The sequence below is a fragment of the Bacillus cereus group sp. MYBK227-1 genome, from assembly GCF_051916325.1.
Classification (GTDB): domain Bacteria; phylum Bacillota; class Bacilli; order Bacillales; family Bacillaceae_G; genus Bacillus_A; species Bacillus_A cereus.
Map to the genome: position 1 here is coordinate 514028 of NZ_JBQAGK010000002.1, position 14066 is coordinate 528093.

Consider the following 14066-nt stretch of genomic DNA (forward strand, 5'->3'; position numbering starts at 1 on the left):
ATTTAATATAATTTTATGAAAATTCTTATCGCGAGAGGTGGAGGGACTGGCCCTATGATACCTCGGCAGCGGATTCGTTATGAATACTGTGCCAATTCCAGCAAGGTAACTTGAAAGATAAGAAAGAAGCTCATTTTGACTGTATATACAAAAGCCTCTTTCTATCTTTTAGAAAGAGGCTTTTTTACGTGAAAATAAAAGGAGGAAGAAAAATGGGAGCGACAGGAGTAGCGTCACAAAGAAAAACAATTGAAGAGAGTATCGAAAGAAATAAGGAAAAGTACATAGAAACAAGTCATGATATTCATGCGAATCCGGAGATTGGAAACCAAGAGTTTTACGCATCAAGAACGTTAAGTTTATTACTAGGTAGTGCAGGGTTTCAGTTGCAGCACAATATAGCTGGACATGAAACGGGATTTATCGCGCGAAAAAGCTCTGGAAAACAAGGACCAGCAATCGCATTTTTAGCTGAGTATGACGCTTTACCAGGACTTGGCCATGCGTGTGGTCACAATTTAATTGGCACAATTAGCGTTGCAGCAGCGATCGCATTATCAGAAACGCTTGAAGAAATTGGCGGGGAAGTTGTCGTTTTCGGAACACCAGCTGAAGAAGGAGGACCGAACGGTAGCGCAAAATCGAGTTATGTAAAGGCAGGCTTATTTAAAAATATTGATGCAGCGCTTATGATTCATCCGAGCGGAAAGACAGCAACAACGAGTCCTTCACTAGCAGTCGATCCACTTGATTTTCATTTTTACGGAAAAACAGCTCACGCCGCAGCATCACCTGAAGAAGGGATTAACGCATTAGATGCGGTGATTCAGCTGTATAACAGTATTAACGCACTTCGCCAACAACTTCCGTCAGACGTGAAAATTCATGGCGTTATTACAGAAGGCGGAAAAGCACCTAATATTATTCCTGACTACGCCGCAGCAAGATTCTTCATCCGTGCAGCAACGCGAAAAAGATGTGCAGAAGTAACAGAAAAAGTAAAAAACATTGCGCAGGGAGCAGCGTTAGCAACAGGAACAAAAGTAAAAATCCATCAATTCCAAAATGAAATCGATGAACTACTCGTAACAAAAACATATAACGATATCGTAGCGGAAGAACTAGAACTATTAGGTGAAGATGTAAATCGTAAAGAAAGAGTAGGAATCGGTTCAACCGACGCAGGAAACGTAAGTCAAGTTGTACCGACAATTCATCCGTACATTAAAATCGGACCAGATGATTTAATTGCACATACGAATGAATTTAGAGAAGCAGCACGTTCAGAACTTGGAGATAAAGCATTAATTACATCGGCAAAAGCATTAGCAAATACGGCATATCGATTAATTACGGAAGAAGGGTTGTTAGAGAAGGTCAAGGAGGAATTTAGAGAGGCGCAGAGGAATCAAGGGTAAGGGGATTAAGGTGCTTTTTTCGAATAGCAATCTAATTAATAAGTAGAGATATAAAAAAGAACATTGAAAATCAATGTTCTTTTTTTGGTTACTAATCATTGATTCTGTTGGATTTTCTCATAAAGGAAAAGCTTGTACTGTTAGCGGAGGGTAATACGTATCCCTTTATTAGAACGACAATTTCTCCTCAAACTCACTCTTTAAAACAATTAAAGGAGATGACAAGCCAAATTGCATTAAGGAGTCTAAAAATGCAGCGAGGGAATCCATCGAATCGCTCATGACCTTCATCATATAATTAAATTCCCCACTAATTCGAAATAAATCTGTTACTTCAGGAGCGGCATTACAAAATTGAATAAAATCAGAGCATTGGCTCGTTTTAAACATGATGAATGCTTGAATGTTTTTATTAATTTTTGCAGGCTCAAATTTCGTTCGATAAGCCGCTATAACTCCTTGATCTTCAAGCTTGTTAATACGTTCTTTTACAGCAGGTTGCGTCATGGATATAATTCGTCCTATTTCTGAAACGGAAATTCTCGCATTTTCATACAACAAGTTCATAATTTTATGATCGATTTCATCCAGTTTTACTGTGTTTTGCATTGTGTAGCCTCCTTGTTTTGTTTTCTAAAGTGAATCATAAATTATAACTATAATATCATAAGTGAACGAACTAAATTACCTATAAATCTATATTTAAAATGATTGGTTTTTGCATGAAAATATAAGTATAGCATTCATCAAACGGAAATTTAGGAAGGATGGAAAAAATGAAGAATCTTAATGGAAAAGTAGCATTAGTAACAGGAGCGAGTCGCGGAATTGGCCGTGCGATTGCGATGAGATTGGCGAAAGATGGAGCATTAGTTGCGATTCACTACGGTCGAAATAAAACAGCTGCAGATGAAACGATTAGTGAGATTGAATCTAATGGAGGAAAAGCGTTCTTAATTGAAGCTGAACTCAATTCAATTGATGGTGTCAAAAAGCTAGTAGAACAGTTAAAGCATGAATTACAAATAAAAGTTGGTACATCAGAGATTGATATTTTAGTAAACAATGCAGGGATAGGTACACAAGGAACGATTGAAAATACGACAGAAGAAGTTTTTGATGAAATTATGTCTGTAAATATGAAAGCACCATTCTTTTTAATCCAGCAAACATTACCATTAATACGAGCAGAGGGTCGCATTATTAACATTTCATCAGCTGAAGTACGACTTGGTTTTACAGGCTCAATTGCATACGGCTTAAGTAAAGGTGCGCTTAATACGATGACACTGCCTCTAGCTAAACATCTTGGAGAAAGAGGTATAACAGTGAATACAATTATGCCTGGATATACGAAGACAGATATCAATGCAAAATTGCTAGATGATCCGGAAATACGAAATTTTGCTACCAACTCATCTGTGTTCGGACGAATAGGGCAAGTTGAAGATATTGCAGATGCAGTAGCATTCCTTGCTTCTTCTGATAGCCGCTGGGTAACGGGGCAGATTTTAGATGTTTCTGGCGGGTTTTGTTTATAGGGTCACTACTCCATAGCCATCAAGCTAATCTAGTAATTTATAGAAAGATAGGCATACTAAAGAAGTCTATTAAAACGTGATTTTTTCGCTAGGCAACTTGAATCAGGGGGCATTTCTTTTTCTTAAGTTGACGGGTATGTATGGTGCCCCCGATTAGACGATAGTGAATGAACAATTTCGGGGTTCAGTTCAACTTTATTCAAAATAAGATTTTTTGCAGTAAAATCAATGTTAGTGGAACTTTTTTTAAAATTAACATAAATACTTGCAATATTTAAATTAGTACTATATAGTTCTAGTTATGACAAAGATAAAATTAATGAATCAAAAACGTGTGATTGAAGTAGCTGCAACATTATTTTTAGAAAAAGGGTTTGCTTATACAAGTATGGATGAATTAGTACGTGTAAGCAAAGTTTCAAAGTCTAATGTGTATTATCACTTTTCTAATAAGGAAGTATTATTAGAAGGGGTCGTTGATTATTGGATTGAAATGTATCAATCTGCAATTGATGACATACTTTCTCAGAACCAATTTTTAGTTGAAGATCGTATCCAACTGTTTTTAAAGCAATTATCACAAGGAGTTCAGTCGAGGGAGTATAAGGGGAGCTGTCCATTTATTACTCTTTATATTCAAAGTCCTAAACAGGCCACGCAAATAAAAGAAAAAATAGGTCTTTTTTTTACAGGATTACAAAAGAAAGTTTCTCTATTACTTAAACAAGGGGTAGAGAATGGAGAATTCAGAAATACGATTAATATTGATGAGGTTGCATCACTTTTTATTACAAATCTTGAAGGAGCGTTATTTATTTCAGAAACATTGAAGGATGCAACTGTAATCACGAAAACAGCAGATCATTTTTTAAAATTGCTTCGATAAAAGAAGCATTTTTTTTACATCAAATTAGTACTAAGTAGTACTAAAAGGGGGATTTTATATGAGAACAGTATTTTTAACTGGTGGAACAGGCTTTATTGGAAAACAATTAGTAAAAGAATTAGCCAAAGAGGATGTTAAAATTCTTCTTTTAGTGAGGTCGAAAAATAAAGCAACACGCCTTTTTCAAGAAAGAGGCATCTTAAAAAAGGAAGTTATGCACTTTATTGAAGGTGATTTGACGAAAATAGATTTAGGTCTAAGTGCTGAAGATAAGGAGAGGGTATTGAAAACGGATGTGATTACTCACGCAGGAGGCCCCATGGATATTCAAGCGACAAGTAAAGAGGCAGCTTCCGTATTTTTAAATGGTGCCAAACATATTAGTGAATTAGCTAAAAGTATTCATCAATTGAAGGGTTTGCAACAATTTATTCATGTTGTAGGTTATATGAGTCCCTTTGATGATAAAAATAGCAAGATTGCAATTGATGTGTTTAAAGAAGGAAACAATTATTTGAAAATAAAAAATCCATATGAGAGAACAAAATTTTTAGCAGATCTTTATATCCGTCAGCAGGCATCAGCAGTAGGTTATCCGCTTTCTGTAATTAATCCGCCAACTGTAGTCGGTAGTAGTAAAACAGGGAGTACAGAGCAGATAGCAGGATTAGGTTTGCTTGTGATGAGTATGCGAAGAGGGCTCATGCCAGTGATTCCTGGAGGTAAGGGATATAGGTTACCACTTATTTCAAACGATGAGCTTGCGAAGTTTATTGTGCAGGTTTTCAGATTGGAGCAACCGACTATTCAAACATATACACTTGTTGAAGACAAACAGCACGATCAAAACATTGCTGAATTATTAAGTATTATGTCGGAAAGTATGAATATGAGGGCACCAAAAATCTCTGTTCCAATGCCATTTATGAAAGCAATTATGAATAGTGGAGGAAGTAAAATAACAAAAATTCCTTCTGATGGACTGAATTTTATTACAAAACAAAAATTTTCAAATGTTTCAGCGAAAAAAATTATGGGAGGAGATTGGTTTAAGAAGACGAGTGTAATGAAATTTTTCCCTGCCGTAGTAGCTGATCTGGATTATCGAATAATGTATCAAAATGGCCGGCATAATCATTTATTTAAACGAACATTATGCGATAACACTACCCTTTACCAATTACAAGGAAAGGGTAAACCGTTTATTTTATTACATGGTTTATTGAGTGATGGAGAGGATTTATTTCCTTTAGCACAAGAGCTTCATGAAAAAACTGGTCAACCTGTATGGATCTTGGATCTTCCAGGTTTGGGACGGTCTCCTTTTAAACAAGAGAAAAATCTTCTAGATATCTATTTGAATGTAGTGAAAAAGTTATTGGAGAAAGCTACGAATGGTGCGCATCTAATTGGACATTCATTCGGTGCGTTTATTCTTCTGGAAGCAGTGGTACAAGAGTACATAGATAAGAAGTATTCAATCACTTTACTTCAGCCACCTGTTGCTAAAAAAAATGCTAAATCGCTAAATGTTCCTCAAGTTATGAACAAATGGACATTAAAATTGGCAACTACTAATTTGATAGAGCGTTATTTATTAAGTAATGGTTTGTTTGAAAGTATGGAGAGCATCCCTGAACATTATATTGAAAAAATAAGAAATAGTTTTACTTCTCCCAGAATTTTAAATACTACGGTCCAGCTTAACAGTTTACTACTGAAAAACGATCAAGGTGATTTCAATGAAGTAACAAAGTATAACCTTCACATTATTTGGGGGGATTATGACAGAGGCTATTCTGCTCCATCGCATCTTGGTAAGGTTGATTTTGTTCCATATGGCCATCATTTTCCTCTTAGCCATCCGAGTGAAACGGCAACATTAGTAATAAAAAATAGTAATATTAGCAGATGAGAGTGTGGGATAAATAAAAAGTGTGTAGTAAGATCGTTGTGTCTTTGAAATAAAATCGTACTGTTTGGAGTCCCGCGAACAAGACGCGAATTTTGCACGCTAAGCAAAAAAACAATAAGCTGTCCACATGGACAGCTTATTTACATTATTCTCGTTATTGGAAGTTATTTTTAACTTTTCCTGATCTGAAAGAGTCAATCTTTTTTTATAATTTATCAATAATTATTCTTTTTTCTCCGGCTGATAGGAAAGAATAACGACACCTGAACTGGTCGTTCTTGTTTCTATAAGTTTTAATGCTTTTGTATTGCTCTGGTCTTTAAAGAGACGCTTTCCGCTTCCTACGATAACGGGATTGACTATAAAGTGATATTCATCAATGAGGTCATGTTGCATCAATGTTTGTGTAAGATCACTGCTACCATAAATTAAAAGGTTCTGACCGGGCTGTTCCTTCAATTTCGATATTTCTTCTACAATATTACCCTTGATAAGATTTGCATTCCATTCGGTTTTTTCCAAAGTTGTTGAAGCAACAAATTTAGGCATGCTGTTCATCTTATCAGCAAAACCTTCTTCATCAGTCATAGAAGGCCAGGCAGCTGCAAAACCTTGATAGGTTACTCGCCCTAGTAGAAGAGCTTCACTTTCAAACAGTAAATCGGATTGAAACTTTGCTACTTCTTCATTGAAGTATGGAGCAGTCCAAGCTGGTTCCTCCATGACACCATCTAGTGAGAGGTACATCGATACAATTATTTGTCCCATTTTGTTCTCCTTTAATTTTAAATTGAGATTTTTACATATTGGTAACACAATTATTAATTCTCCAGCTAGAGAAATTCTCCCTTTTTAATAGTTTCGACAAAATGTATTTATATATGTTTCGGAATAATCTAATATATGTTAATAACTTTGAAATATTGTATAACTTCTAATTTTTATGCATTATTGATTAGCATTGCTTATTGTGCTAACGAATCAGGATAGTGTGGCGACTGACTAAATAGTTGCTTATCCTCAATTATTAGAAGGGAAGTTCTATTATTTCGCGAATTGATTAGACATAGACGAGTGCTATAATTTTCTATATCTACATAAAGAGGTGGCTACGCATGAATCAAAGACCGTCAGAAGTAGAATATGCCGGGAGCTCCGGCGAATATATCCGTTTGGTGCCGGACGGTAACATCATCGATATTCTGCTCGCCCAGGAAAAGCAAATGACAGAGCTCCTGGCATCGTTGACCGAAAGCCAGGCCACATATCGGTATGCGGAAGGAAAATGGACGCTGAAAGAAGTCGTGGGCCACATTACAGACGCGGAACGCGTCATGACCTACCGCCTGCTCCGGTTCGCAAGAGGGGACCAGACGCCTCTGACTGGTTTCGATCAGGAATTATTCATACCTCCTTTCGGAAGCTGGACAACCGCGCAATTGGCCGAAGACTACCGGGCCGTACGGCAATCAACGATCACATTGCTGCGCGGGCTACCGGCTGAGGCGTGGACCCGCAAGGGCACAGCCAACAACCTAAGCATTACGGCGCGCGCCCTCGCGTACGGCGTCGCAGGACACGAACTTCATCACATGGCGGTCATCCGAAATCGGTATTTGAGTTAATCGCCGGCTGAGGCCATTGGAATGGAACTAACACCTATCATACAATCTTTTAGATACCGTTCTTATGGGGGGCCCGCCCCACAACCATCTTAGACAATTTTTGAAATTAAAAGCACGTTACTATTCTCTTATGTTAATGAGAATAGTAACGTGCTTTTTATGAATATGCACCAAAAACAAGAGCATATCGATTTTTCTCATTTTGGGGTATTTGTTTTTCTTAGATTGAGGGTGATGGGGCACTACTCTATAATGATCAAATTAAAATTTAAAATAGTTATAGAGACTCCATTTCTCGGAAATATTGTAACTATTAAGTTGTAAAAAGAACCATAGTTTTTCATTTTTGAAAAGGTTATGGTCTTTTTTAATTGTAACAAAGATATGATGCGAGGAAGTTTTTTAGATAAATCAAAAAAACTTGATTAATAAGTTGCATATAGAACTCATCTACGTATATACTATAAACATCAAAAAAAGTTGATGAAGGGAAGTGAACTACAGTGGCACAAAATTTTCAGCTCTATGAGAAAAAGTTTAAAGCGTTGGCGGATCAGAAACGTTTAGAAATCATGTATGAACTTTGCCAGCGAGGACAGACGTGTGTATGTGATTTAACAGAAGTTTTTGAAATGACGCAATCTAAATTATCATATCATTTAAAAATTTTATTAGATGCAGGTTTGATTGTAAAAGAAACAAAAGGTACGTGGAGTTATTATGATTTAAATGATGCGGAAGTGAATAATTTATTATCAGAAGAATTGTGCTGTATCTTTAGAAAAACAGGGAAAGGTAGTTGCTGTTAAAATTTTGAGTTGTTAATCAAAAAAAATTGATTAATGATATATAAAAAGGAGGAATAAGGTATGAGATATGTTCACGTCGGTATAAACGTTACGAATTTAGAGAAGTCTATTGAATTTTATGAAAAGGTATTTGGTGTTTCACCAGTTAAAGTGAAAACAGATTATGCAAAATTTTTATTAGAGACGCCAGGACTTAATTTTACGCTGAACGTACGAGATGAGGTGAATGGAAATCAAGTAAATCATTTCGGTTTCCAAGTGGATACAGCTGAAGAAATTACATTACATAAAGAACGATTAGAAAAAGAAGGTTTCTTTGCGCGTGATGAGATGGATACGACTTGTTGCTATGCGGTGCAAGATAAGTTTTGGGTAACAGATCCAGATGGGAATGAGTGGGAATTCTTTTATACGAAAGCAGATAGTAATGTTCACAAAATTGAAGAGTCATCTTGTTGCGCGACTTCAAATGAGGTAGCTAAAAATTCTTGTTGTTAATAGGAGATGGAAAATAAAATGAAACGTTTATCTTTTCTAGACCGATATTTAACACTATGGATTTTTCTAGCGATGGCTGTTGGGATTGGTTTAGGGTTTGTGTTCCCTAGTGTAGTAGACGGACTGAATACATTACAGGTTGGAACGACGTCTATTCCGCTTGCTGTTGGTTTAATTGTAATGATGTATCCACCGTTAGCGAAAGTTCGCTATGAGGAAATGGGCCGAGTATTTAAAGATGTAAAAGTGTTAGTGCTATCTTTAGTACAAAATTGGATTATTGGTCCGGTACTTATGTTTGGGTTAGCAATTATTTTTCTTCCTGATAAACCAGAATACATGGTTGGTCTCATTATGATTGGGTTAGCACGTTGTATTGCAATGGTAATTGTTTGGAACGATCTTGCTGATGGGGATAAAGAGTATGCGGCAGGTTTAGTTGCTTTTAATTCGGTATTCCAAATGCTCTTTTTCTCAGTTTATGCATACGTATTTGTAACTGTAATTCCAGAATGGTTAGGGATTGAAGGTGCTATTGTCGATATTACAATGATAGAAGTAGCAAAATCAGTATGTATCTATTTAGGAATTCCTTTTATAGCAGGTATGTTGACACGCTTTGTACTAGTTAAGTTAAAAGGAAGACAGTGGTATGAAAAAGTGTTTATACCTAAAATTAGTCCACTTACATTACTTGCATTGCTATTTACAATCATCGTTATGTTCTCTTTAAAAGGAGAGATGATTGTTAGCGTGCCACTAGATGTGGTAAGAATAGCGATTCCGTTATTAATCTATTTTATTGTAATGTTTTTTGTTTCTTTCTTTATGGGAAGAAAAATTGGTGCAAACTATCCGGTGACGACAACGTTAGCATTTACAGCAGGTAGTAATAACTTTGAGTTAGCAATTGCTGTAGCAGTTGGTGTGTTTGGTATTCATTCGGGCGCAGCATTCGCAGCTGTCATTGGACCGTTAGTCGAAGTACCTGTCATGATTGCACTTGTAAATGTCGCTTTTGGGTTTAAACGTAAATATTTTAATGATCAATCAACTTAAAAACAAAGGTGGAAAACAACATGGAAAACAAAAAAACAATCTATTTCTTATGTACAGGAAATTCATGCCGAAGCCAAATGGCAGAAGCGTGGGGTAAACAATATTTAGGAGGTAAGTGGAATGTATATTCTGCAGGAATCGAAGCACATGGAGTGAATCCAAATGCGATTAAAGCAATGAATGAAGTGAATATCGATATAACAAATCAAACATCAGATATGATTGATACAAACATTTTAAATAATGCTGATTTAGTCGTTACACTTTGTAGTCATGCGGATTCTGTTTGTCCTTCGACACCTTCGCACGTAAATCGTGTTCACTGGGGATTTGATGACCCGGCAGGAAAAGAATGGTCTGAATTTCAACGTGTTCGCGATGAAATTGGTGAACGTATAAAACGATTTTCTGAAACAGGTGAGTAAATAAAGGAAAGAGTCAATCTTCTATTGTGTTGGAGATTGGCTCTTTTTTATTATGTATTTCATTTACTTATCGCATCGCTTTAAAACTACTCTTAGTAAAAATACAGAATATTATGTAAAAATGGTAAAGTTAGAATAGAACAGTTTAAAAAAGGGGTGTAACGTATGATCTGTGAACTAAGCAAGGATGATTTTTATAGGTGTAATCGTTTAGTGAATGAACAAGGTCAATTAGAGGTACGTGCTGTAATTGCAGGAGTGAATCCTGGTCGTATATTTGTAGATAACGTGACTTCTCCTAATTCGGGACTCATTTGGTTAGGTAATAATGATGGCTTCTTCTTTATTGGAGATGCTGAAAATGAAGAGTTTAATAAAGAAGTGAATCGTTTTATTAATCATGTAATAGTACCTGAGGCGAGGAGAGTAGGATTAGATTGCTTTGAAGGAATCGGGAATCATTCGAAGTGGAATAAAACAATCGAAAGAATATTTCAGCATCGTAAATTAAAGAGTTGGAATCAAAGAGTGTATATGCTAGGAAAAGAGGATTATGAAAATCATCATGAGCCTAAATTTGAACAGAGATATACTGTACTGAAAATGAGTAAAGCTCTCTATGAAAATAATAATAATACATTTAAGAACATTGATTTTTTACAATCAAAAATTTTAGAGTTTTGGTCTTCACCGGATTCTTTTTTCAATGAGGGGATTGGCTATTGCATTGTTTATGATGATTTAATTGTGAGTGTTTGTTTTTCAGGATTCGTCTTTGAAAATATACACTGTATAGATATTGAAACGATAGAAGGTCACCAAGGGAGAAAATTAGCTCAAAAGATAGCGCATAGTTTTGTGAAAGATTGTTTGGAGAATGATATTATTCCATATTGGGACTGTATGGAATTGAACAAGCCTTCTGTTGCAGTTGTAGAAAATGTAGGGTTTACAAATGTATTTAACTATGTGGGATATTATTTTTTATTTGAATAATCTAGGTATACTTTACAATTTACACTTTGAGATTGTCCAATTATTATATATATCTACAATTTAAAAAAGAAAGCATATGAGGTGTGCGAAAATGAAAATACAAATAGTATGGTTTGATGGTTTCGGAGAACTTGTCTCTTTCGCACCGTTTGAGGTACTGAAAAGAGCGATAGAAGAAGGGGCTCAATTTATAGTTGAATTCGTTTCGAGTGAACAAAAGAAGGAAGTTACTACCTCGTTTGGAGTTACAGTTAAACTACATGATTTTTTACGAAGGAGAATCGTCCAGATTTGTTAATTGTACCTGGTGGTGGCTGGAATCATAAAGCAGAGCATGGGGCACGAAAACAAGCAGAGCTTGGAACTTTGACTAAAATGATTAGCGAGATGCACAATGCAGGAACAATCGTTGTTGGTGCGTGTACAGGGGGTATGCTATTAGCTGCCTCTGGTATATTGAACGGTCGAAAGGCAACGATGCACTGTTTTGCACAGGATGAAATGAGTGAATACGGGGCAGAGCTTCTTCATTACAGAATTGCGGATCAAGGGGATATTATCACTGCAAGAGGGGTCACTTCAGGAGTTGATTTGGGACTTTGGATCACGGAAAGATTCGCAAGTCCTAAAATTGCGGCTGCTGTTGAATACAGAATGGAATATGAGAGGCGAGGTGTTGTTTGGAAGTAATTTGACTTCTTTTTTATCCCGCATTAACGGGCAGTAAGACTCCCACCACAAAATTCAGCGAATGGGAGGGCTGCCCGTAAAAAAACAATGGATATGTACTAATAATCAGTGGGGATGACAAAACTCCTACTGATTAAAGTTTCATTTTATAAATTTTACTTTATTAAAAGTTGATTTGTTAGAAAGGATAATCATTTATTGCTATAATGAATGGATGCGTGGCAGGAAATAGATAGAAAGATACTGCTAGTAATTTATACTTAAAATGTAGGGAGATTGAACAGAGTTATGGGGAATGAAAAGGAAATTAGTTCCGCTAAATTAATATGGAAGATGACGCGCCCGCATACATTAACGGCGACGTTTTCTCCTGTAATTTTAGGGACAGTGGCATCACTTTATGTTGCCAAAATTGATTGGCTTTTATTTATTGCGATGATGCTTGCATGTTTAGCGCTGCAAATAGCAACGAACTTATTTAATGAGTACTATGATTTCAAACGTGGATTAGATACCGCTGAATCCGTTGGCATCGGTGGCGGAATTGTCCGTCATGGATTGAAGCCAAAAAATGTGTTAACAGTTGCGCTTTTATTATATGTCGTAGCAGCTTTTATTGGCATTTATATTTGTATGAATAGTAGTTGGTGGTTAGTGGTTATTGGTTTAATTGGGATGGCAGTTGGCTATTTATATACAGGCGGTCCATTACCAATTGCGTACACCCCGTTTGGAGAATTAGTTTCTGGGTTGTTAATGGGGACATGTTTTGTACTCATTGCTTTCTTTATTCAAACGAATACTGTAACGATTGAAAGTGTATTGATTTCCATTCCAATTGGAATTTTAGTAGGTGCAATCAATATGTCAAATAACATCCGAGATATCGAAGAAGATATTAAAGGTGGAAGAAAGACATTAGTAATCCTCCTTGGGAGAGAAAAAGCTGTGGTAACACTAGCGGTAGCCTTTTTCATTGCGTATTTATGGATTGCCGTAATTGTATTAATGGGTTATATAAGCCCTTGGGCATTAGTTATGTTCTTAGGTTTGAGAAAGCCAATTTCTGCGATTCAAAGTTTCCAAAAAGGGGCAAAGGATCCTGGATATATGCGCATCGCAATGAAATCAACAGCGATGACAAATACGATTTTCGGCTTCTTGTTGTCAGCAGGATTATTAATTAGTTATTTGTTTTAAATAACTTAACCCCAATTTCTCGATTTTAATATAGAGAAATTGGGGTTTTATTTTGAGTTTTTTACGTTATAAACTATTATCATTTGAAATGTATATACCAATAAATTGCAACTTCATCACTTGTCTTATCCAAACCTTTATAAACAAGAAAATCAAACCCACCAATTACAAATCCACATTTTTCATAAAATTTACATGCTGCGACATTATTATTTTGCGTTTCAAGCATGATACCTGGCATATTTCCTTTTTTTGCCCACTGCTTTGCTTGATTAACTAATCTTTTACCAACTCCGAGTGAACGATATTTTTTATCCACCGTTATATCTTCTATGTAAGCATAGTGGTTCCAATTCTTTTTCAATACTATTAATCCGATGATTTGGTTATGTAACAGTGCTATGTAAATTACTTGATTAGGTTTATTTATATATTCATTGTAAGCCAGTTCTTCATTATCATCTTGATTTTGTAAATAACTTTTTTCATAACTTGGAACGTCTTCTACTGTATATTCTATGCGTCTATTTCCTTTGGAAAGAGAAAGAATTAACCGAGCATTCACTATAAAACTGTCATCAATCTCCGGGAGATTATCTAAATCATTTGTTTCTAACTCTCTAATTACAAGGTTCATCGGAGTACCTCCACATAATAATATTTCTTCTAGTTCTTCATTTGGTTCAAATGAATTCCAATTACAAAATTATAATAGAATTTCAATTGTACGGCTATCTTTGTATTTTATCTTTATATCAGTATGCTGTTATCTTGATATGAAAATGTTATTTAGAAAGAGTAGTATTTTTTATTTTGGATGTATATCCAGTTTTCAAATTTAACTGTAGTAGAGAAACAAATATTTTTTTAAAGAGTGGATGTAATAGGCTATTCTTTAACTAATTTCGACATTATCTGCATTTTATCTTCACCTTCCTCTATTAATCTATTTATTGTAAATATCAGCTGAAGTTAATGTTTAGCTGCATAAATAATGAATATGA

14 protein-coding genes, 1 pseudogene and 1 riboswitch are annotated in these 14066 nt (G+C 35.7%); of the genes and pseudogenes, 12 read left to right on the forward strand and 3 right to left on the reverse strand.

All coding sequences use genetic code 11. From position 1 onward, the window contains the following. Positions 1-22: 22 nt before the first annotated feature. Positions 23-124: riboswitch (SAM riboswitch) on the forward strand. An 88-nt stretch (positions 125-212) separates the two neighbouring features. Next, on the forward strand, positions 213-1418 hold the full coding sequence (locus tag ACTFRM_RS09710; RefSeq protein WP_017657516.1) for a M20 family metallopeptidase: 1206 nt from the start codon (positions 213-215) through the stop codon (positions 1416-1418). Between the two features lie 168 nt (positions 1419-1586). Here ACTFRM_RS09710 and ACTFRM_RS09715 read toward each other — a convergent pair whose 3' ends face one another. Then, positions 1587-2027, reverse strand: a complete 441-nt coding sequence (locus ACTFRM_RS09715; protein ID WP_001181717.1) for an Lrp/AsnC family transcriptional regulator — start codon at positions 2025-2027, stop codon at positions 1587-1589. Between the two features lie 167 nt (positions 2028-2194). On the opposite strand from ACTFRM_RS09715, the gene ACTFRM_RS09720 reads away from it, so the two are divergent. The 3 genes from ACTFRM_RS09720 to ACTFRM_RS09730 all read left to right on the forward strand — a co-directional run bounded on the left by ACTFRM_RS09720 (position 2195) and on the right by ACTFRM_RS09730 (position 5760). Continuing rightward, positions 2195-2959, forward strand: coding sequence for an SDR family oxidoreductase (locus tag ACTFRM_RS09720; protein ID WP_000793421.1), 765 nt, complete (start codon positions 2195-2197; stop codon positions 2957-2959). A gap of 319 nt (positions 2960-3278) precedes the next feature. Continuing rightward, positions 3279-3845: a TetR/AcrR family transcriptional regulator gene (locus ACTFRM_RS09725; RefSeq protein WP_001072312.1), complete on the forward strand. Its 567-nt coding sequence runs from the start codon at positions 3279-3281 to the stop codon at positions 3843-3845. Between the two features lie 58 nt (positions 3846-3903). After that, the gene (locus ACTFRM_RS09730) at positions 3904-5760 is read left to right on the forward strand and encodes an alpha/beta fold hydrolase (RefSeq protein ID WP_440043265.1); all 1857 of its coding nucleotides are present in this window, start codon (positions 3904-3906) and stop codon (positions 5758-5760) included. 222 nt (positions 5761-5982) lie between these two features. Here ACTFRM_RS09730 and ACTFRM_RS09735 read toward each other — a convergent pair whose 3' ends face one another. Then, complete coding sequence (locus tag ACTFRM_RS09735; protein WP_000529758.1) at positions 5983-6528, reverse strand: dihydrofolate reductase family protein; 546 nt, start codon at positions 6526-6528, stop codon at positions 5983-5985. A gap of 347 nt (positions 6529-6875) precedes the next feature. Between ACTFRM_RS09735 and ACTFRM_RS09740 the strand changes: the two genes are divergently transcribed. The 8 genes and pseudogenes from ACTFRM_RS09740 (at position 6876) to menA (ending at position 13062) form a co-directional block, all read left to right on the forward strand. Continuing rightward, positions 6876-7385 carry a DinB family protein gene (locus tag ACTFRM_RS09740; protein WP_001076325.1) on the forward strand — a complete coding sequence of 170 codons (510 nt, stop codon included), beginning with the start codon at positions 6876-6878 and terminating at the stop codon, positions 7383-7385. A 503-nt stretch (positions 7386-7888) separates the two neighbouring features. After that, positions 7889-8194 carry an arsenical resistance operon transcriptional regulator ArsR gene (gene arsR, locus ACTFRM_RS09745; protein WP_002026021.1) on the forward strand — a complete coding sequence of 102 codons (306 nt, stop codon included), beginning with the start codon at positions 7889-7891 and terminating at the stop codon, positions 8192-8194. A 60-nt stretch (positions 8195-8254) separates the two neighbouring features. Then, complete coding sequence (locus ACTFRM_RS09750; RefSeq protein WP_001271022.1) at positions 8255-8692, forward strand: ArsI/CadI family heavy metal resistance metalloenzyme; 438 nt, start codon at positions 8255-8257, stop codon at positions 8690-8692. Positions 8693-8710: 18 nt separating this feature from the next. Continuing rightward, entirely contained in the window at positions 8711-9751 is a 1041-nt protein-coding gene (gene arsB / locus ACTFRM_RS09755; RefSeq protein WP_414208881.1) for an ACR3 family arsenite efflux transporter, read from the forward strand. A 20-nt stretch (positions 9752-9771) separates the two neighbouring features. Further along, positions 9772-10176: an arsenate reductase (thioredoxin) gene (gene arsC / locus ACTFRM_RS09760; RefSeq protein ID WP_000428364.1), complete on the forward strand. Its 405-nt coding sequence runs from the start codon at positions 9772-9774 to the stop codon at positions 10174-10176. Between the two features lie 165 nt (positions 10177-10341). Beyond that, the gene (locus ACTFRM_RS09765; protein WP_440043266.1) at positions 10342-11172 is read left to right on the forward strand and encodes a GNAT family N-acetyltransferase; all 831 of its coding nucleotides are present in this window, start codon (positions 10342-10344) and stop codon (positions 11170-11172) included. Between the two features lie 91 nt (positions 11173-11263). Then, positions 11264-11862: pseudogene (locus tag ACTFRM_RS09770) on the forward strand (DJ-1/PfpI family protein). 288 nt (positions 11863-12150) lie between these two features. After that, entirely contained in the window at positions 12151-13062 is a 912-nt protein-coding gene (menA, locus tag ACTFRM_RS09775; RefSeq protein ID WP_000526090.1) for a 1,4-dihydroxy-2-naphthoate polyprenyltransferase, read from the forward strand. 79 nt (positions 13063-13141) lie between these two features. On the opposite strand, the gene satA is transcribed toward menA, so the two are convergent. Continuing rightward, entirely contained in the window at positions 13142-13699 is a 558-nt protein-coding gene (satA, locus tag ACTFRM_RS09780; protein WP_025688052.1) for a streptothricin N-acetyltransferase SatA, read from the reverse strand. Between the last annotated feature and the right edge of the window lie 367 nt (positions 13700-14066).